Below are 20345 nucleotides of genomic sequence, written 5' to 3'. Positions count from 1 at the left end.
GCCCGGGTCCGGCCCATGGTTTAGGCAATGACGCGACGCAACGTCGGCGCAGCGGCTTGCACGCCACCGGCCAGCAGCGCTAGGCCTAGGCCGATGCAACCGAACACCACCAACATGGTGAGCGGATCCAAGACCATCGCAGCACCCACCACGGGCAGCGCGGTCACTGCGGCTCCGATGACGGCAACAACCAGCACTACCCACACCGGGGTAAAGACGGCCCGGCGACGGATGCTGTTCATCGTGGGAACGGCCATGCCGATCTTGTCTAGGCCCTGGTACAGACCGGCCCGGTCCAACACTTGTGCTGTCTGGGTGATCCCGACCGAGCACGCAACAAGTAAGAAGGAGATCAGCAAGGTCAGCAGGACACCGTTTTGCACGTCGGTGAAGAACACCGCGTCCTGTCCGTTGCCGAAACCGTCCGCGGTGGCAGCTCGAATCATCGCCATCCCGGCCCCACCAACCAGACCGATGTAGACCGTGGCAGCAAGCCCACCTACTTGTCGCCAAGCCTGCTGGGGTGATTCTAAGACGGTGCGGGCTGCGACCAGCATCCGAACGTCCTTGGTTTTGCGCTGGATACGGGCCGCCACAATCTTCAGCAACCACGGTCCAAGGAAGTAGAGCGCGACCAGCGGGACCGCGAGCGCTGCCAGCGTCAACGTGACAGCTACGGCAATGTCGAACGCACCAGCCGTCTTCGCAAGAATTTGGGCTGCTAGGAAGATGCCGAGCGCTAGCAGGATTCGCACCCAATGCACTTTGCTGGCTTGCTGACGAGTGCGCACACCCAACGGGGTGACGTGGATTTTGCGCAGTCCAGTCATGGAAGCGGCTGCGGCGAAGAGGATCAGAGCGCCCACGGTGCTAGCCAGCCAGGGGAACCCCAGCCACAAACCAGCCACACCCATGGGTTGGCCACCGAAACTGAGCAGCCCTACCAGCGGCATGAGTGCTAAATAGCCGAGCACACCCAAGAGAATACCCGTGGTGGCCAACACGACGGCTTCGCTGAGTGCCACCAGGTAGACGGTGAAGCTGCTGGCCCCGAGGAGCCGGAGGGAGGACAGGCGTTCGTCACGACGTCGAGCTAGCAGCTTGGCTGCTGCACCGGTCAGTGCGCTCATCGGCACCGCCAAGAACAACACCGCAAGGACGGCCATCGAAATGTACATGACCGCAAAGTCGCCCGGTATGTGGGCAATGAAACGGGCTCCCGCTATGACGATCAGCGCCAAGGCGCTGACGATGGCGAACGCTGTTACGGGCAGCAGCCATACGGCGCGATCGGAAAAGAGTTTACTCAGGAAGAGTCGGATGACAGGTAGTTGTTTCACCGAGTACCACCGGCTTCTGACATCCGGGCGTTCGGCACATGCTGGGTGGAGTCTGACACGATCGCACCGTCTTGGACGCGGATGATCCGGTCACAACGAGCCGCTGTCGCTGAGTCGTGGGTGACCATCACTAGGGTGCCACCGCGTTGAACAGTGGAGCCGAGGAGAGCATCCAGGACAGCCGCGGAAGTGACCGAATCTAGGGCTCCGGTCGGTTCGTCAGCGAAGACAACTGACGGTTGCGACACCTGGGCTCGAGCAATGGCAACACGTTGGGCTTGTCCACCCGACAGTTCCCCGAGTCGCCGATCATGCATACCGGCAAGACCCAGTTGATTGAGCTGGCCCCGCGCGTACTCTTCTGCGGCCGCCCGGGGCATACACGTCAGCATCAGCGGCAGGGCGACGTTTTCTTGAGCTGAGAGTTCCGGCAGCAGGAGGCCCTCTTGGAAGACGAAGCCAAAACTTTCCCGGCGTAGTTTTGCTCGGAGCTCTTCACTCAGCATGGTGATCTCGACTGCTTCGGTGGGCCCGCTAAAGTTCACATGCCCGCTGTCGGGCAGCAAGATCCCGGAGAGCACATGCATCAGCGTGGTCTTACCGGAGCCGGACGGGCCCATGATGGCAACCGATTCTCCCGGTGTGATGCGCAAGTGGATGTTGTTGAGGGCACACGTGCTTCCGTAGTGTTTAGAAACCCCTGCTGCGGATAGGACTGGCTGTGTTGGTTGTGCGTTGGTGAACATGATTTCACTGTAGAAATCTCGGCCCCAGCACCGCGTCGGTCCCAGACCTGATCTTTCGCCGGGTCTTTACACCGAGGGGCGGAAGCTCCCCTAAGACCCGGGGATGAGAGGCCGGTCCACTATGGAGTTTTCAAACAACAGTTTCCGTGTCTAAACACGAAACTTTTGCGTCACCTAGCTGCACCACGATTTCGGCTAGAAGGGAGGTTCGGCCAGCTGTGCTTGATACTTCTGATGTGGTTCCCATGCAGCAGCTGCCAGTGGAAACTCCGGTGTACTGAGGTGTTCTTCACCGCTTTGTTCGTTGGCAAAACTCATCACACCATCCCCGAGTTCTGGGTGGAGCGTGGCTGTCATCCAGCGGGCACTTTTATGCATGTGATGAGACTTGCAGAGGTAACTCAGTGATGAGTAGTCGGAGCCACCGCCATCACGCCACTCGACCACATGATCCAGTTCGCAATTACTCAGCGGCTCCCGGCAGCCAGGATAGCGACAATGTCGATCTCGGAAGGCTGTTAGCATTCGCATCCGGGCACTTGGTCGAGAGGTCTTTCGACCGACTCCAAGTGGGTATCCTTCTACTGGATCAGTCAGGATCATGCTCATCATGGAAGCGCTGGCGATGATGTCGGCTGTGGCTTGGGGACTGAGCACGGTGTCGGTTCCTACTGAACAGGCGCCACTCTCAGCGTCGTCCACCCCAACCGGATACCTACGGCGACGTTTCAGTGGGTTTTCTTTGTAGAATTCCTGGTTCTGGCGAGCGAGCTCGTAGAGTTCGGGGTAATGCTGTCGGGTGAACCCCATGGTTTCTTCATCGAGGCAGCCGCCATGTTTGACGAATTGTTCAAAATCCATCGTCACGATGACATGGGTAAGCACCCCGGGTGGCAGGTTGTGAAAGCCGACACCCACCGCATCTTCTGCGTGAGCAGTGGCGCCACCTTCCCTGTTCAGTAGACCTTGGGCGATGGTCGCGCCGGTGTCCTCATCGACTATGACACCACCAGGTTGTTCGATCCCGTCTCCGCTCTCGGTCTGGCGTTGTTGCGCTATCTGCATCGCGTGCTTGAGATAAGGATTGTTCTGCACCAAATCGATCAGGAGATCGGCCATCAAATTGTTCCGACTACGGCCGTGTGCTTGACCCAACGTGCGGTAGCTGGCGGCAAGTGCCGAAAGAATGTGGTGCAAGAAGAGACCCGCGTGTGAAGGGATGTAACCTTCGACCCGCGTCATCCCGTCGTCGGCAGGAATGAACTTTATGTAGCGCTTGGTCGCCGCCCGAGCTGCCCGCTGCGCAAAAGACTCGGGGTGTCGAGCGTCGCGCGCACGCGCGGCTTGCCTATTAAAGTCATTTTCACTGTGCGTATTCCCTGCAATAGCCGCCAAGTCCGTCGCTAAGTTTTTGCGGGCTTTCTCCGTGGCAGTGGCGGCCTGTTGAAACTCACCGGGCTGCCAGGGTTGCCCGTCAGGCTTTCCTTCCGGTGAGGGCGGGGGTAGAGATTTCAGCTTTGCAACAGCACTATCGAGTTGACGTAGGCTCAGCGTTCCTGAGATCAGGTGAGCAAGGAGTTCAGCGCCGTGTTCATGCAGGATAACCGCGCTCATGATTTCGTGTTTAGCTTGGGCGGTCTTCATTCCGGATACGGCAGAATAGGCAGCAGCCGCACTTCTGATGAGCTTGCCCTTATTTTCATGCATTAGGAAGCTTGAAGTCAGATCATCAGCGCCGAGGTGTGCGTGGTCTTGGCGGGCAAACGACAGAATCTTCTGAAAAAGAATTCGATATTTGGCGGCTATAGAAATGCGCTGGACCTGTTCCACAGCGGAGGTGTCCCAATCGGGTGCGGGGTTTGGTTCGCTGAGTTGAAGGGTTACTTCATCAACGCAGCGACGGAGGTTCTTCTCGAGCTCATCCTTGTCAGCTACATGAGTTTCTGACTGCGGACCGACCACTCTTGACACCTCCCCAAGAATTCGAAGATGCTTCTATTTTATCGAATAATAGGAATCTAAAACGGTAATACTGAGCGGTATTTAAATGCTAGACAAATAGGTTTTCCTCCACATGGCGCCCATCTTTTGGGAATACCCACAGCTGTCATGTTGCAGGTCATTGCTGAAGGCGAGAACACACTGTATCCGGGGCTTCCGAGCACATCACGACAGACTATGGTTGAGGAGGCTGCGCAAAGACGCTGCGGTATGCCCACAAGATTTCAGTATCTATTCATCTAGTCTTCCGAGAGACTAGACCCACCAGACCCCGCACATGCTTCAAGGAAGAAGTCGCAGGGATCTTCTATTTCCCAGTACTCCCACGATCGCCGGTGGCGTGGGCGAGGGCTCCTTGCAACTTTTCGAGGGCGGGAATGACTTTGCTGCGCCAGCGGAAGGGCACCCGATCATCGGCGCGAGTGGGGCCACCGTTGATGAGGGCGACCGGTTTGCCTTGTTTCTGGGCGTCGAGGACGAACTTGAACCCGCTCATGACAGCCAGCGAGGACCCGATGACGAGCAGCGAGGACGCCTCTTCTAGGGCCGTCACGGATTGTTGTTTGCGATCTTCTGGGACGTTCTCGCCGAAGTACACGACGTCCGGTTTGAGGGAGAACGAACCGCAGACGGGGCAGGGCACCTAGTTGAAGGTGTCGACGAGTTCTTGCGGCAGGCTCACGTCCCCGTCGGGGTTCACTTGCTCGCGCGTGATTCTTGCGGCTTCCGCGAAGCCGGGATTGGCCTGGGCTAGGGCGGAGGAGTATTCACGTCGGGGCATTCGGTGCCCGCAGTTCAGGCACATGACGGTGGCAAGGTCGCCGTGCAGTGGGATGACGTTCTTGGAACCGGCTGCGACGTGGAGGCCGTCCACGTTTTGGGTGATGATGCAGGAGACGTGCCCGGCTTCTTCGAAGTCCGCCAAGATGTGGTGGGCGAGGTTGGGTTGGAAGCCGGTCATGATGTTCCAGCCGATGAAGGAGCGGGCCCAGTAGCGTTGCCGGGCTTTGTCGTCGTAGCGGAACTCTTGGTAGGTCATCGGCCGGCCGCGGTTGAGGCTGCCGCCGGGGCTGCGGTAGTCCGGGATCCCGGAGTCGGTGGAGACGCCGGCGCCGGTCAGCACGAGGACGTTGCCGGTGGCCAGCTGGGCGGCGATGGCGGTTGCTGCGGTGGCCTCGTCTTGGAGTTCGGCACGCTCGTTGACAACCCGGGCGATGGATCGCAGCGCCGACTGGTGGGCGTTGGCGATGTGGTAGCTGGGGAAGTCCGCGGGCGTTTCCTGACGGCTCACGAAGACCTAGGAGTTGTCCTCGTCGTCGTAATCAGCGTATTTGTCCGCGTAGGCAGAGTAATCGGGTTCTGGAAAATCATCTTCATAGACTGCAGTTCGCTGCTTTCGCGCCGCGCCTAGCTCCCGTTCCAACGCTGAAAGGTCGGTTTCTGGGGAGAAGTACTTGATATCACGTGCTTGTCGTGCAGCTTTTGCCCGTTGACGGCCGCGCCCCATGAGCGTGACCCCCTTCTCTGTGGTTCCGGCCGGCAGCCGCTTGCTAGGCGGGGCCCCGGTGATGCTGATCAAAATGGTTCGTGCTAATAGATTACATGATCAGGCGCGCACAGCGGCAATAAGAGCGGGCGCTGCTGTGGATATCACAGTGGTTTTCGGCATGGGCTTAATGGTCGCAAGCTTATCTTCCATTAGACTGTTATTGATCATATCCGGGCAATGTGAGCCCGGGAGCACCAAGATTGAGGGTTTCGTCAGTGGCGACAGAGCGCGATCATCACAACCTAGAGGGGACGGGGCTACCTGACTTGCAGGCGCATAGCCCGCAGCCAGAATGGTTACCTGCAGCGAGCGATGAGGCTCGTTTTGATCAGCTTTTTGACGCACTCGAGCATGAATCCACCGCCAGCACCGACTCAGCTGGCAACACCTCGACCGGCACCGTCCCGACCAGCATTGTTCCCGTGAGCGGTGACGCTGATGTGCCGGAACCGGTGTCCGCCCAGCCTGATGTTGAGGGTGCCGAGGACGATGTTGATGCGCAGGAGCCTGCCCCTGCCCCGGCTGTCGCGGCGATGCCGTCGCGTCGCCAGCGTCGCTTGGAAGAGCAGGCCCGCAAACGCCGCGGCACACCGGTCGGTAATGCGATTTGGGCGGTGCTGGGCCTGATCGGTCTGGTGCTGCTGACCCTGTGGCTGGTGAACGTCTTCAGCGGCGGCAACGAGGACCCGTCGGCTGAACCGACCGTGGAGCGTAATGCGACCCCGGACGCCGATGGTGTGATTGCCCGGGATGTGCCGCCGAACCAGTTGGAATTGGGCGACTGCCTGACCGATTTTGCTGGCGCCACTGAGCCGGCAACCGTGGTGGAATGCACCACCGAGCACCAAGCCCAATTGGTGGGGCGCAAGGAATACGCCGAGGACGACTCCTACCCGGGCGATGACGCGCTGGTCAATTCGGCTCAGGAGTTCTGCACCTCGCTCGATACCAACATCCCGCAGGATCTGGATACCGAGACCACGCTGACCCGTCCGACCGCCGACACGTGGAAGCGCGGGGACCGCATCGTGGATTGCTTGATCATCGTGAAATCTGGTACTGCGGATCAGTCGTTCTTGCCCGAAGACAGCGACGACGAAACCGAAGGCCCGATCCAGAATTCGCCATCACCAACCCGCAGCAACTAAGACCCCTTACAACAGCCCGTGGGCGGTGACCAGTTGATACCGGTCACCGCCCACGGGTGCATTATGGCGGCGAGTGGCTCGCCGCTGCGGGGTTAGTTGTTCAGGTCCGTACCGAAGTCGGAGACGTCGATGACGTCCACGCTCGGGTAGACCAGCAGTCCGCCGTCCTCGTCGTCGGTGTCCACCTTGACCCGCTGGCCGTCCCCGATGCTGCCGGCGAGGATCTCCTTGGCCAGCTTGTCCCCGATTTCCCGTTGCACCAGTCGGCGCAGCGGGCGGGCACCGTAGGCCGGATCGTAACCGTGCTCGGCCAACCAGTCTTGTGCGGCGTCGGTGACGTCCAGCTCCAGTCGGCGGTCGGAGAGCCGTTGGGCCAGCGCCTCGACCTGCAAGCCTACGATGTGGCGCAGTTCGTCCTTGGCCAGGGGTTCGAACATGATCACATCATCCAGCCGGTTTAGGAACTCCGGTTTGAAGGATGCGTTGACCACGTTCATCACGGCGTCCTCGCGGGCCTTCTGCTCCATGGACTGGTCCACCAGGAACTGGGAGCCCAGGTTCGAGGTCAGGATGAGGATGACGTTGCGGAAGTCCACGGTGCGTCCTTGCCCGTCGGTGAGTCGACCGTCGTCGAGCACCTGCAGCAGGATGTCAAAGACCTCTGGGTGGGCTTTTTCCACCTCGTCCAGCAGGATGACCGAGTAGGGCCGGCGGCGTACCGCCTCGGTGAGCTGGCCGCCCTCCTCGTAGCCGACGTAGCCCGGAGGGGCACCGACCAGTCGGGAGACGGCATGCTTCTCCGAGTATTCGGACATGTCGATGCGGACCATGGCGCGTTCATCGTCGAAGAGGAACTCGGCCAGTGACTTGGCCAGTTCCGTCTTACCCACACCGGTGGGGCCCAGGAACAGGAAGGAGCCGGTCGGCCGGTTCGGGTCGGCGATGCCGGCGCGGGCGCGGCGCACCGCGTCAGAGACCGAGGCCACGGCCTTGTGTTGGCCGATGAGCCGGGCGCCGATCTCGCCTTCCATGTCCAGCAGCTTCTGGGACTCGGTGGCCAGCATGCGTCCGGCCGGGATGCCGGTCCAGGCGGAGATGACCTCGGCGATGTCGTCGGCGGTCACGTCCTCGGAGACCATGGTGGATTCGGCCGCGCTCGCCTCGGCGGCGTCAGCGGCAGCCAGTTCGGCCTCCACCTGCGGGATCTCCCCGTAGAGGATGCGGGAGGCTTCGCCCAGATCCCCGTCCCGTTGGGCCTTGTCCGCGAGCGAGCGCAGCTCGTCGAGCTTCACGCGCAGGTCACCGGACTTGTTCAGCGAGGCCTTTTCGGCTTCCCAGCGGGCGTTGAGGGCGTCAAGTTCTTCGCGCTTGTTCGCCATCTCTTCCTGCAGGGCGGCCAGCCGTTCCACGGAGGCCGGATCTGTTTCATCCTTCAGCGCCAGCTCTTCCATGGTGAGCCGGTCGACGGCACGGCGCAGCTGGTCGATCTCTTCCGGTGCGGAATCGATCTCCATGCGCAGCCGGCTGGCGGCCTCATCGACCAAGTCGATGGCCTTATCCGGCAATTGCCGGCCGGAGATGTACCGGTTGGACAGCGTGGCGGCAGCCACCAGCGCGGAGTCAGCGATGGCGACCTTGTGGTGGGCCTCGTAGCGTTCCTTCAACCCGCGCAGGATGGCGATGGTGTCATCCACGGACGGTTCACCGACGTAGACCTGCTGGAAGCGGCGCTCCAGGGCGGGGTCTTTCTCGATGTTCTCCCGGTACTCATCCAGCGTGGTGGCACCGATCAGGCGGAGTTCACCGCGGGCCAGCATCGGTTTGAGCATGTTGCCGGCGTCCATGGAGCCTTCGGAGGCACCGGCACCCACGACGGTGTGGATCTCATCGATGAAGGTGACAATCTCACCCTCGGAAGCCTTGATCTCTTCCAGCACGGCCTTGAGTCGTTCCTCGAACTCGCCGCGGTATTTCGCCCCGGCGACCATGGCGCCCAGATCCAGGGAGATCAGCGTCTTGCCGCGCAGGGATTCGGGCACGTCTCCGGCCACCATGCGCTGGGCCAAGCCTTCAACGACGGCGGTCTTGCCGACACCGGGTTCACCGATCAGCACCGGGTTGTTCTTGGTACGCCGGGAGAGGACTTGGACGACGCGGCGGATTTCCGAGTCGCGGCCGATCACCGGGTCCAGCTTGCCGGCCCGGGCGATTTCGGTCAGGTCCGTGCCGAACTTCTCGAGGGCCTGGAAGGTGTTTTCCGGATCCGGGTTGGTGACCTTGCGATCCCCGCGCACACCGGTCAGGGCAGCCTTGAGCGCCTCGATGCTCGCACCGGAGTCCTGTAGGGCTTGCCCGGCAGCGCCTTGGTCCCCGGCCAGACCGAGCAGCAGGTGTTCGGTGGAGACGAAGTCGTCCCCGAGCTGTTCGGCTTGGGTTTGGGCAGCCTGAATGACCTGCAGGCCGGCCCGGGACAGCTGGGCTTGGGCGACCGAGCTGCCGGAGCTGGAAGGCAGGGCTTTGATGGCGCCGGAGGCTTTGGTGCTCAGCGCGTCAATGTCGACGCCGGCCGCCTTCAGCACGGCGACCGCCACACCTTCGCGTTGATCCAGCAGCGCTTTGAGCAGGTGGGCAGGTTCGATTTGGGGGTTTCCCGCTGTCGAAGCGTTCATCGCGGCAGCGGAGAGAGCCTCTTGGCTCTTATTGGTAAATTTTGCGTCCATAGACGGCACTCCATTTCCGTGAAAGTTTCTTGGTTAATCCAAACTTGAGTCTACTTAACTCAACTTGCCCCGTGGGGTGGATATTCCCTTTTCAACAGAAACTTTTTGGGTCGGGTTTCTTTATCTGACGACGACGCGTTTGCCCGGGGATTCTTGTCGTGTCCAGCCTCGGGAGTCGAGGTATTCCAGCAGTGGGATGGCGACCCGGCGCGTGGTGCCCAAGGCTTGCCGGGCGGCACTGGTGGTGAAGGGCTGCTCCAGTTGGACCAGTTCACGCATCGCCATGGCCGGGGCTTTGGGCAGCAGGACGATACCGTCCGCCAGCCGCAGCAGGCGGCCCTGTTCGGTGGCGGCAGCCAGTTCTTTGGCACCCAAGTTGAGGGCGGCCAGCTCGTCAGCCTCCGGTGCGGCGAATGGTTCGGTTGCGAGCCGGGCCTCCAGCTGCGCAACCGAGGCCTCGGCTGTACCGAGGGACGGCGTGGCGTCTCGGTGGCGGAGTTTGCCCTGCTCGAGCACGGCGGAGCTCGCGGTGATGATGGCATCCAGCACGGCGCCGGAGTCGACTCCGGTCACGTGGCTGGCCCGGGTCCGGGTCAGCCACGGTGAGAGCGGGTCAGCGGCCGCTTGGGCCTGTAAGGCTTCATCCAGCAGGCTGGCCCAGGTTTTGAGTGCGGCACGGTCGACAAGTTCGGCACTAGCTGCCGCACCGAGCAGCACGATGTCTGCAGGCAATTCGGTCGGTATCTGGAGCCCTTGGCGTTGCAACTCGGCAACGCTCACGCGGTTGCGGCGGCGCACGTGTGCTAGCGCATCGCCGCCGGAGGGCAACGCGACCAGTTCTGCTTGTCGGGCTTTGCCGGCGCCGCGGCGGGTCAGCTCCGGCGGGTCTAGGTCGAGGATCTCCAATCCGGTGATCGGCAATTCGGAGCCTGGCACCCGGAGGATGAGCCGGTCGCCTACCTGTAGCGGCAGCGGGTGGGCCAGTTTCAGCCGGGCATGCTCGGTGTCAAAGCCGCGCAAGTGTCCGTGCACGCAGGCCGTGCCGATGTGGAGCATCACTTCATCGGGTAGCTGGTCCAACTTGGTGGTTTGCTCAACGCTTCGGGTGGAGAAGTGTAGTTGCCGTGCGTCGAATTCGTCGGCGAGCACCCACTGGTCGGCGCGGGTGAGGGCATCACCGCGGTGCACTGACTCGGTCGGGACACCGCGTAAGTTGACGGCCACCCGGTTGGCAGGAGCGGCGCGGTTGACGCTCTGGTTGCGGGATTGCAGCCCCCGGATGACGGCGGTGATCGGTCCCTCGGGGGACTGCACGGTCAGTTCGTCACCGACACTGAGGGTGCCTGCTGCCAAGGTCCCGGTGACGACGGTGCCTGCACCGGTGATGGAGAAGGCTCGGTCGATCCACATGCGCAGTCGAGCCGCCGGGTCGGGAGCTGGAACCTGCGCGAGTGCATCATCGAGCGCTGTCTTCAAGTCCGTGATGCCCTCACCGGTACGGGCGGAGACCGGCACGATCGGAGCATTGGCTAGGGCTGTTCCGTGGATCCGTTCCCGGATGTTGGCGGTGATGGTCTCCAGTGCTTCGGTGGCCAGATCGCAGCGGGTCAGGGCGATGATGCCGTGTTCGATCCCCAAGGCTCCGATCGCGTCGAAATGATCGGTGGATTGTTCCTGCCAGCCTTGGTCGGCCGCGACCACAAAGCAGACGACGGGTGCCGGGCCGACCCCGGCCACCATGTTGGTGAGGAAACGTTCGTGGCCGGGCACATCCACGAAGGAGACTTCACGGCCGGAGGGTAGCTTGGTCCATGCGAAACCGAGATCGATGGTCAGTCCGCGGCGTTTTTCTTCTTCCCAGCGGTCCGGCTCCATCCCGGTCAGAGCATTGACGAGCGTCGATTTGCCGTGGTCGACGTGTCCGGCGGTGGCCACCACAAACATGGGGTGCTCCTTCTTGGTTGTGCGGCTTAATCGAGCTGGTTCAAAGCGTCTGAAAGGATAGCGCAGATCTGCTCGTCATATTCTTCCTCGATGCAGCGCAGATCGAGCAGGCAGGCGCCGTCTTTAACCCGGGTGAGGATCGCCGGAGTGCCGGTTCGCAGCGGCTGGGCCAATGCCTCGGGGAGTTTCAGGGCCACCCCGGGCAGCGGGACTTCCACTCCCCCGCCACCGCCGACCCGTCCGTCGTGTTCCACGACCGGCACATTCAGGGCGGCGCCGAGCTTTTCGGTGCGCGAGCGCAGTGCGTCCAAATCCGTGTGCAATGCTTCCTTGATCGGGGAGGTGCCGGCGCGGACGGTGGCTTCCAGTGCGGCGATGGTGAGTTTGTCGGCGCGAACGGCACGGGCGATCGGATGGCGTGCCAGATGCCCGATCAACTCTTTGCAGCCGAGGATAATCCCGGCTTGCGGTCCGCCTAAGAGCTTGTCACCGCTGGCCAGTACCAGGTCTGCCCCGTCGGCTAGGGCGGTGCTGAAGTCGGGTTCGTTCGGCAACAAGGGTTCCGGTGCCAAGAGTCCCGAGCCGATGTCCACGACGAGTGGCACCTGCTTCTCGGCGCAGAGTTTGGCCAACTCGGTGGTGCTAACTTCGGCAGTGAAGCCGCGCACCACGTAGTTCGACGGATGCATCTTCAGCACCGCGCCCACGGGTTCTTGGAGCGCGGCAGCGTAGTCGGCTAAGTGTGTTCGGTTGGTCGCCCCGATTTCCACCAATTCGGTCCCGGCCGAGCCCATCAATTCGGGCAGCCGGAAGCCGGCGCCAATCTCGATCAGCTCGCCGCGGCTGATCACCATGGGCCCGTTCGCACCGAGTGCGGTAGAGACCAGCAAGAGTGCGGCAGCACAGTTGTTCACGACCAGCGCGTCCTGTGCGGCCGGCACGGCTTCCAAGAGGGCCTGCCGCAGCGCGGTGGCCCTGCGGGAGCGCACCCCGGTGTCTAAATCCATCTCCAAGTCCACGTAACCGGCGGCGTCGCTGACGGCCGATTGCGCGGCCTTCGACAGTGGAGCCCGGCCGAGGTTGGTGTGGATCAGCACGCCGGTACCGTTCAATACGGGCGTCAGGGAGGAAGAGCGGGTGGTGTTGAGAGCCGCAATGACGTGGTCAAGAACCTTGGTCGGGGCGATGTCCCCGCGCCGGGCTTGGTCTTGAATTTGGCGGATGACACCACGTACCACGGTGTGGCCCAGCGCTGCGCTGGCTTCGGCGACGGCCGGTTCGGCCAGCAGCGCGTCGGTGCGCGGGATCGCCCGGCGGAAGTCGTCTTGGGCCATTGCTTCCCTTCCCACATGATCTCGGGCGTGAAAGTTTTGGCGGAGACGGACGGGAATCGAACCCGCCAGACCGAGATCCTCGGCCTCACCGGTTTTGAAGACCGGGGGGCCCACCAGGGCACCGGACGCCTCCACGTGGTCAATCTATCATTAGACCTGCGAATCCTCTGCCCTGCTGCTTATACTCGGGAGCATGAGCGAAACTTCCCTGCCCCAACGTTTGACTTCGTTCGCCGCCGGCGGCGGCTGCGCCTGCAAAATCCCACCGGGTGAACTCGAGGATGCCGTTTCCGCACTCACCGGTCGCACCCATGAGTCCGTGATCGTGGGGTTGGACCACGGCGATGACGCCGCTGCCGTCCGCATCGAAAACGGCACCGCCGTTCTGGCGACCACCGACTTTTTCACCCCGGTGGTAGACAACCCCTACGATTGGGGCCGAATTGCTGCCGCCAACGCGCTCAGCGACATTTACGCCATGGGCGGCTCCCCCGTTGTCGCCTTGAACCTAGTGGCGTGGCCACGGGAAAAACTGCCCATGGAGCTGCTCTCCGAGGTACTCGCCGGCGGGTTGTCCGTGGCCGATGAGGCGAACTGCCCGCTGATCGGCGGTCACTCTATCGACGCCCCGGAACCGACGTACGGGCTTGCTGTCACGGGCACCGCCGCACCCGAGCACATCATGCGCAATGATGCAGCCGCAGCGGGCTTGCCGTTGACCCTGACCAAGCCGATTGGTGTCGGTGTGCTGAACAACCGGCACAAGGCGACCGGCGCGGTGTTCGACCAGGCCATCGCCAATATGACGACGTTGAACAGGCAAGCAGCCGAAAAGGCCGTGGCGGCAGGCATCAAAGCCGCGACCGACGTGACTGGATTCGGGCTGCTGGGGCACCTGTTCAAAATGATGCGCGCCTCCGGCGTGGGTGCCGTGCTCGATTCCTCGGCCGTCCCGGTGTTGGATGATGTCCGCGCATCGATGGAGGCAGGGTTTGTGCCCGGCGGCAGCCGCCGCAACCTGGACTGGGTCCGGTCCTCACTCGGTGATGAGCTCGTGGCCGAGGGCATCAGCGAGAACGAGATGATTCTGCTGGCGGACGCCCAAACCTCCGGCGGCCTGTTGGTCGTCGGCGAGATCCCCGGTTACCCGGTCATCGGTCACACCGTGGCTGGCTCCGGTATTCAGATCAAGTAAGCGGAGGAACTTCCGGACGTAGCTTAGTTGCCGGCTTGTTCCGGCGCGGCAGCCCGGCGCGGACCGGTGGTGATCGAGTCGTGCGTGATGCCTCGCGCCCGGCGGGCGGCCAGGCGGGCCTTTTGCGGTTCGATCACGTACTTCGGGTCCTTGGTGGATTCGAGCCCGGCATCCAAGACACCGAATCGGGTCAGGGCCGAAGCCGCTGCCAGCGCCGTCCCGGATAGCGCCGCGATCGTGCGATTCTTGCCACCGAGGAGGGCGCCGATGCCACCACCGATGGTGAGGTATTCGGCCCAGTGCAGCAGTTTACCGGCGTGCCCGGTTTCCAACGGTTCGACTTCCACCGGGTGCATCCCGGCCTTCATGGCGCGCACAGCGACCAGATCACCGACCACACCCATCAGGGCCATCGCGCGGGCCGGTCCAGCTTCTTCAACGTTGGTGGTCGCCATGGCGGCGCCGCCGGCGGCCATGGTGGCCGAGGACGCGAAGACGAAGGACAGTCCGTTGCGGCCGCCATTCCAGACCGGATTGGCGGTGTTTCCCAGCAGCACGCCGGTGTAGGAAGCCAGCGGTGCGGCGAAGACAGCGGCCGCCAGCCCGGATGGGGTTTCGGCGGCACGCAGAACCTTCCGCAGCGGTCCCAGCGGCAGCTTGTTCCCGGTCATCTTGTCGATCTCGGAGGTTGCGGCCACGCCGGTTGCGGTCGCGAACGGGGTCAGGATCCAAGTTCCTAGGCTCATGGGCGAGGTGACCTTGACCGTGCGCATCATGTTCAGGAAGCGTTCGGGTCGGCCCAGATCCGCGATCAGTGCGACGGTGCCCAGCCCGACGGCGCCTAGGGCGGTGAGCCGGGTGTTGCGACGCAGCGTGGTGCGCCCGGTCAGTTCGGCGCCCAGGCTGAGCAGCGCAGAGCCGCCGGCGAGGCCGCCAAGGAACAGGTAGCCAGCAATCTCATGGCCCCACGGTGGCGCTTTGACGATGGGCCGGCCGTAGTAGGAGCTGAACTCCGGATCGTCAACCATCGGCATCTCCCGGGAGCCGTCCCCGGGTCCACGCAGCACGTTGGAGGCGAACCGGCGCAGCTTCGCGCCGGTGCCTTCTGCCGCGCGGCGGCGTCGACGCCGTGGCGCCTCTGGTGGGCGGAGGGAATCGTATTCGCTAACGGTCACTTACGTCCTCCCAAAAAAGCGACGGCGGTGGCGGCCAGCATACCGGCGGCAGCCAGTCCGGCTTTCTTGAACATGTTCGGTAGGTCTTTGGTAGGAACCTGCGGATCTGGTGGCAGCCCGTAGACTTCTGGTTCATCCAGCAGCAGGAACACGGAGCCGGTGCCGCCGACACCGTCGTTCTCGTTGGCGCCGTACAGGCGGGCCTCGGTCATGCCCTGGGCGTGCAGCTGCGCGACGCGTTCTTCGGCCTGCGCCACTAGGTCATCGTGTTCGCCGAACTTGATGGAGGTGGTGGGGCAGGTCTGGGCGCACGCCGGGGTCTGGCCCTCCACCAGGCGGTCCACACACAGGGTGCACTTTTGTGCGACCCCACGGTTGGAGACTTCTTGCTGGCGGGTGACGTGGTCTGGGCGGTCTTCCTTGGTCCGCACGGTGCCGTCGTCACGGCGTTCAATGACGCCGAAAGGACAGCCGGCCACGCAAGTGCCGCAACCGTTGCAGATGTCCGCCTGAACCACGACGGTGCCGTGTTCAGTGCGATACAGCGCACCGGTGGGGCATACGTCCAAACAACCGGCGTGGGTGCAGTGTTTGCACACATCCGATGACATCAGCCAGCGGAACTCCGGGGTGTCCGGCAGGGTGTGGCCGTTGGCCAGCTCCGGTCCGGTGCTGGTCGCCGGGGCCGGGGCGGTCCCGTTGGCGGGGGTACCGGATGGCGGGCCGATCTGCGGCATCCCCAGTCCGACGAGTTTCCGGCCAGACTCGCGGGCCGCCGCGATGCGGTCCTCGGTCTGTTCCACGAAGGCCACGTGGCGCCACGTGTTGGCGCCGAGGCCCCCGGAGTTGTCGTAGGAAGAGTTCAGCAGTTCGTAGTCGCCGTCCTGCGGGTTCTCATTCCAGATCTTGCAGGCCACCTCACAGGCTTTACAGCCGATGCAGATGGAGGAGTCGGTAAAGAAACCCTTCCGTTCGTGGGTGTGTTCCCAGCCGACATCAACGGCCGGATCCGAGTGACGTTGTTGCAGACTCACTTAGAATCCCTCCAACTCTGGATGCGTGACGACCTGCTTGTTGGTGTCCGGGGTGACCCCGGCACGGTCGCGGTATTCCTGCACCAAATCCAGCAGGGCGGACCCGCGGGGGCGCCGGCCCGGGATGATGTCACAGGCTGCGGACTTGGATTCCTGAATCAGCACGTTCGGATCCAGCGTCAGACCCAGCAGGTCATTGACGGCGTCGCCTTCAATGACGGCGTCCTTACCGATACCCCAGTGGTACGGCAGCCCGATCGTGTGAACGGTGGCGCCACCGGCTTGCAGTGGGGTCATCCGCTCGGTCACCAGCACGCGGGCTTCGATCGCCGCCTGCGGGGAGATGATGGTCGCCCAGCCGTATGGTTCCAAGCCACGTTCGGCGGCCAGTTCCGGGGACACCTCGCAGAACAGCTCCGGCTGCAGCTCCGACAGGTACGGCAGCCAACGGCTCATGCCACCGGCGGTGTGGTGCTCCGTCAACCGGTACGTGGTGAACACATACGGGTAAACGCCGGCGCCCTCTTCACCGTAACCGGGTGCGCTCAGGTTATCGGCGCGTTCGAAGGTCACCCTTGATGGGGCCTGCTGTTGCGGGTACAGCGGGTTCTTGATCTGGGACTCGGGCGGCTCGTAGTGGGTCGGGAGCGGGCCATCCAACATGCCCTTCGGGGCAAACAGCCAGCCCTTACCGTCGGCCTGCATGATGAAGGCGTCGGTCCCGGAGAGCGCAGCTGGACCACCCTGATGCGGGTCAGGTTTGGCATCCGGGGCGCGGTCGATCGGAAAGTCTGGGACGTCCTTACCGGTCCACTTGCCAGCTTCTTCATCCCACCACACGAACTTCTTGCGTTCCGACCACGGTTTCCCGTCGGCGTCGGCAGAGGCACGGTTGTAGAGGATACGTCGGTTGGCAGGCCAGACCCAGCACCAATCGGCGGCGGTCTCGTCCTGCAGGTAACCAGGCACCTTCCGGCGGGCCTTGTTCTCCCCACCGGCATACACACCGGTGTAGATCCAGCAGCCACCGGCGGTGGAGCCGTCGGCAGTCATCTGGTTGAAGTTATCCAGCGGCTTACCCTTGTCCGGACCGTCGGTGTAGTAGCCGTTGATTTCCATCAACACGGATTCAACGTCTGGTTCACCGTGTTCGTCGACCGGGTAGTCCCAGGTCATATCCAGCAGTGGGCGGTCGCGCCAGTCCGTGGAGTCCTTGAGCCGTTCGCGGATGCGCACGCCTAGGTCGTGGAAGAATTCCAGCTCGGACTGGGCATCCCCCGGTGGTGGTACGGCTTGATCGCGCCACTGGACCATGCGTTGGGTCTGGGTGAAAGTACCCGACTTCTCGGTGTGGTTGGCGGCCGGCATGAAGAAGACTTCGGTGTCGATTTCCTCGGTCTTCAGCTCACCGGATTTGATCTCCGGGCCGTCCTTCCACCAAGTGGCGGATTCGATCATGGTGAAGTCACGCACGACCAGCCACTTCAGGTGGGACATACCCATCCGCTGCATCTTGCCGTTGGCCGAGCCCACGGCCGGGTTCTGGCCGAGGATAAAGTAGCCGTCGACCTTGTCTTCCAGCATCCGCATGACGGTCTGGTAGGTGCCGTGCGGGCCGTTGAGTCGGGGCAGGTAGTCGTAGGCGAAATCGTTTTCCGCCGTGGCTGCGTCCCCGAAGTAGGCCTTCAGCAGGGAGACGGTGTACTTGTCTGCGTTCGCCCAGAAGCCCTTCTGCTCCTTGGACGCAATCGAGGAAATGTATTCCTGCAGGTTGTCGTTGCTGCCCGCCTTTGGCATCGGCAGGTAGCCCGGCAGCAGGTTGAACAGGGTCGGGATGTCGGTAGAGCCCTGAATGGTCGCGTGACCGCGCAGCGCCATGATGCCGCCACCGGGTCGACCGATGTTGCCCAGAAGCAGCTGCAAGATCGCGGCGGTACGGATGAACTGTGCGCCCTGAGAGTGCTGGGTCCAGCCGACAGCGTACGCGAAGCAGGTGGTTCGTTCCCGTCCGGAGTTCTCGGTGATGGTCTTTGCCAAGTACTCGAAGTCTTCAACCGAAATACCGCAAGCTTCTTCCACCATTTCCGGCGTGTAACGCTGGTAGTGGCGTTTGAGCAGCTGGAACGCGCAGCGTGGGTCCTGCAGGGTTGGATCCTGCTTGGCCACCCACGTGTTCAGCTTCGGACCACCAGAACCATAGGACTGGCCGGCAGCGACTTCTGACTGCTCCTCGCCGTCTTCCTGCTCACCGTCGCTGGACTTAATGTCGCCACCGTTGGCAGCTTGGTAAGCCCACGAAGCCAGATCGTATTTGCCCGTCTCCGGGTCGAGCCCAGAGAAGACGCCGTCTAAGTCTTCGGTGTCTTGGAAGTCATCGGAGATGATGGTGCCAGCGTTGGTGAAGGCGGTGACGTATTCCTTGAAGTACAGGTCGTTGTCGATGACGTACTTGATGAGGGCGCCCAGCAACACGATGTCCGACCCGGGACGGATCGGAACATGCTTGTCCGCAACCGCAGTGGTGCGGGTGAAGCGTGGGTCCACGTGGATGACTTTCGCACCACGTGCCTTGGCCTCGGTCACCCATTGGAAACCAACCGGGTGGGCTTCGGCCATGTTGGAGCCCTGAATGATGATACAGTCGGCGTTCGCCATGTCTTGAACTGGCTGGGTAGCGCCGCCGCGCCCAAACGAGGTTCCTAAACTAGGAACCGTGGCGGAGTGTCATATGCGCGCCTGGTTCTCGATCTGGATCGCACCTGCGGCGGTGAAGAGCTTCTTGATCAGGTAGTTCTCTTCGTTATCCAGCGTTGCGCCACCTAGGGCCGCGATGCCCATGGTGCGCCGCAGCAGAGAACCGTTCTCGTCGTAATCTTCCCAGTGGTTCTTGCGAGCCTCGAGGAAGCGGTCGACGATCATCTCAATCGCGGTGTCGCGATCGAGTTCGGTCCAGTCGGTTGCCCGTGGTGCCCGATACAAAACTTTGGTGACGCGGCCCGGAGCATTGACCAGCTGATTGCTTGCTGCACCCTTCGGGCAGAGTCGTCCGCGTGAAATAGGTGAATCCGGATCGCCTTCGATCTGGATGACCTTGCCGTCCTTGTGGTAAACACGTTGGCCGCAACCAACAGCACAGTAGGGGCACACGCTCTGGACAAACTCGGCATCCTTGGTTCGCGGTGCCATGTCACGGGTTTTTTCGGATGTGACCGCGGGACCACGCCCGGTCTTATCCCCCGATGTGAACTGCCGGACCACAGGCCAGCCCAAAAAACTAAAACGTGACATACATCGACAATAACACTGGTAACTTAGCCACTCAACGGAGCTAGCCGACCAATGTGAGAACCCCGCGTATCACCGATGCGGCGGCCCCGAGACCGGCCAGTGTGACCGCGAGCGCGCGGGCTTGTGCAGCGGAAACTTTTTTCGCGAAGATCACGCCGATTTTGATGCCCACAAACACCGTGGTCAGGATAATGGGCAGCACCCACCACGGCGGCAGTTGCAGGTCCCCGGAGCCGAATATGATCTTGGTGACAACCGAGAGGAAGCCCATGGTCAAGAAGGTGGGCTGCAAGGTCGCGGCGAAGGAGTTTTGCGGCCAGCGGGTCAGCGTTGCGTACATGATCATGGCCGGCGCGGCGACACCGGCGGTGGTGTTCAGGAAGCCGCCAACGGCTCCGGCGCTGAGGGCCCAGCCGGTGCCGTGGCGTTCGGGCAGGTTGGGGGTGGAGAGCATGGTGATCATGGCCAGCAGGATCACCGAACCAACAACGATTTGCAGCCACGGTCCGGGCAACGCGTAGACCAGGATGGCGGCAGGCACGGACCCGATGATCGCAGCCGGGCCGATCCGGAAGAATTGCTCCCAATTGATCCGGGGCCACACCGAAATCATGATCATGGCCGCGGACATGATGGTGCTCAGATTCGTCAGCAGCACGCCGGTAAGCGGTCCGAGCAGCAACACTAGGACGGGTGTGAGGGTGATACCGACACCAGCTCCGGAGATCCGCTGCAGGATAGTCCCAATCAGGATCGCGATGATCGCGGCAGCAAGGACTCCGATCTCCATTCTCGGCCCTCCCCTGCTTTTGCGGTTGCTTGAAACGTCATCTTCATCAAACCATTAACATTGTTGTCTCAACTGGCTATG

General features: G+C 62.5%; 13 protein-coding genes, 1 tRNA gene and 1 pseudogene. 2 read left to right on the top strand and 13 right to left on the bottom strand.

From position 1 onward, the window contains the following. Nucleotides 1-20 precede the first annotated feature (20 nt). The 5 genes and pseudogenes from ACFFFR_RS11625 to ACFFFR_RS11605 form a co-directional block, all read right to left on the bottom strand. Nucleotides 21-1340, bottom strand: coding sequence for an ABC transporter permease family protein (locus ACFFFR_RS11625; protein WP_377460638.1), 1320 nt, complete (start codon nt 1338-1340; stop codon nt 21-23). Beyond that, nucleotides 1337-2086, bottom strand: coding sequence for an ABC transporter ATP-binding protein (locus tag ACFFFR_RS11620; protein ID WP_377460636.1), 750 nt, complete (start codon nt 2084-2086; stop codon nt 1337-1339). Before ACFFFR_RS11620 ends, ACFFFR_RS11625 begins: the two co-directional genes overlap by 4 nt. A gap of 195 nt (nt 2087-2281) precedes the next feature. Next, nucleotides 2282-4048, bottom strand: coding sequence for an HNH endonuclease signature motif containing protein (locus tag ACFFFR_RS11615; RefSeq protein WP_377460634.1), 1767 nt, complete (start codon nt 4046-4048; stop codon nt 2282-2284). Between the two features lie 346 nt (nt 4049-4394). Beyond that, nucleotides 4395-5210 (bottom strand): annotated as a pseudogene (locus tag ACFFFR_RS11610) (NAD-dependent protein deacetylase). Between the two features lie 174 nt (nt 5211-5384). Next, nucleotides 5385-5594 carry a DUF3073 domain-containing protein gene (locus ACFFFR_RS11605; protein ID WP_377460742.1) on the bottom strand — a complete coding sequence of 70 codons (210 nt, stop codon included), beginning with the start codon at nt 5592-5594 and terminating at the stop codon, nt 5385-5387. 257 nt (nt 5595-5851) lie between these two features. Between ACFFFR_RS11605 and ACFFFR_RS11600 the strand changes: the two genes are divergently transcribed. After that, entirely contained in the window at nt 5852-6784 is a 933-nt protein-coding gene (locus ACFFFR_RS11600) for a septum formation family protein (RefSeq protein ID WP_377460633.1), read from the top strand. A 92-nt stretch (nt 6785-6876) separates the two neighbouring features. On the opposite strand, the gene clpB is transcribed toward ACFFFR_RS11600, so the two are convergent. From clpB to ACFFFR_RS11580, 4 genes are all read right to left on the bottom strand, one after another. Beyond that, nucleotides 6877-9504, bottom strand: coding sequence for an ATP-dependent chaperone ClpB (gene clpB / locus ACFFFR_RS11595; RefSeq protein ID WP_377460631.1), 2628 nt, complete (start codon nt 9502-9504; stop codon nt 6877-6879). Nucleotides 9505-9624: 120 nt separating this feature from the next. Further along, on the bottom strand, nt 9625-11448 hold the full coding sequence (gene selB / locus ACFFFR_RS11590) for a selenocysteine-specific translation elongation factor (RefSeq protein ID WP_377460630.1): 1824 nt from the start codon (nt 11446-11448) through the stop codon (nt 9625-9627). 26 nt (nt 11449-11474) lie between these two features. Next, complete coding sequence (gene selA / locus ACFFFR_RS11585; RefSeq protein ID WP_377460628.1) at nt 11475-12782, bottom strand: L-seryl-tRNA(Sec) selenium transferase; 1308 nt, start codon at nt 12780-12782, stop codon at nt 11475-11477. 37 nt (nt 12783-12819) lie between these two features. Further along, nucleotides 12820-12915, bottom strand: a tRNA-Sec gene (locus ACFFFR_RS11580). A 60-nt stretch (nt 12916-12975) separates the two neighbouring features. Here ACFFFR_RS11580 and selD point away from each other — a divergent pair. After that, on the top strand, nt 12976-13977 hold the full coding sequence (selD, locus tag ACFFFR_RS11575; RefSeq protein ID WP_377460627.1) for a selenide, water dikinase SelD: 1002 nt from the start codon (nt 12976-12978) through the stop codon (nt 13975-13977). A 23-nt stretch (nt 13978-14000) separates the two neighbouring features. On the opposite strand, the gene nrfD is transcribed toward selD, so the two are convergent. The 4 genes from nrfD to ACFFFR_RS11555 are packed head-to-tail and all read right to left on the bottom strand — an operon-like array spanning nt 14001 to nt 20264. Beyond that, nucleotides 14001-15152, bottom strand: coding sequence for an NrfD/PsrC family molybdoenzyme membrane anchor subunit (nrfD, locus tag ACFFFR_RS11570; RefSeq protein ID WP_377460625.1), 1152 nt, complete (start codon nt 15150-15152; stop codon nt 14001-14003). Then, nucleotides 15149-16186, bottom strand: a complete 1038-nt coding sequence (locus tag ACFFFR_RS11565) for a 4Fe-4S dicluster domain-containing protein (protein ID WP_377460623.1) — start codon at nt 16184-16186, stop codon at nt 15149-15151. Before ACFFFR_RS11565 ends, nrfD begins: the two co-directional genes overlap by 4 nt. Beyond that, entirely contained in the window at nt 16187-19474 is a 3288-nt protein-coding gene (gene fdh, locus ACFFFR_RS11560; RefSeq protein WP_377460621.1) for a formate dehydrogenase, read from the bottom strand. It abuts the gene before it with no gap. A gap of 40 nt (nt 19475-19514) precedes the next feature. Then, nucleotides 19515-20264, bottom strand: a complete 750-nt coding sequence (locus tag ACFFFR_RS11555) for a TSUP family transporter (protein ID WP_377460619.1) — start codon at nt 20262-20264, stop codon at nt 19515-19517. Between the last annotated feature and the right edge of the window lie 81 nt (nt 20265-20345).

Source organism: Micrococcoides hystricis (assembly GCF_042434215.1).
Lineage (GTDB): Bacteria > Actinomycetota > Actinomycetes > Actinomycetales > Micrococcaceae > Micrococcoides > Micrococcoides hystricis.
The sequence above is the reverse complement of the archived record's forward strand: the minus strand, read 5'-3'. Positions and strand labels throughout refer to the sequence as shown.

Bases quoted from the DNA above. Each gene is read 5' to 3' on its own strand.
- ACFFFR_RS11620 (WP_377460636.1), bottom strand. From the start codon at position 2,086: ATGTTCACCAACGCACAACCAACACAGCCAGTCCTATCCGCAGCAGGG.
- ACFFFR_RS11605 (WP_377460742.1), bottom strand. From the start codon at position 5,594: ATGGGGCGCGGCCGTCAACGGGCAAAAGCTGCACGACAAGCACGTGAT.
- clpB (WP_377460631.1), bottom strand. From the start codon at position 9,504: ATGGACGCAAAATTTACCAATAAGAGCCAAGAGGCTCTCTCCGCTGCC.
- selB (WP_377460630.1), bottom strand. From the start codon at position 11,448: ATGTTTGTGGTGGCCACCGCCGGACACGTCGACCACGGCAAATCGACG.
- selA (WP_377460628.1), bottom strand. From the start codon at position 12,782: ATGGCCCAAGACGACTTCCGCCGGGCGATCCCGCGCACCGACGCGCTG.
- selD (WP_377460627.1), top strand. From the start codon at position 12,976: ATGAGCGAAACTTCCCTGCCCCAACGTTTGACTTCGTTCGCCGCCGGC.
- ACFFFR_RS11555 (WP_377460619.1), bottom strand. From the start codon at position 20,264: ATGGAGATCGGAGTCCTTGCTGCCGCGATCATCGCGATCCTGATTGGG.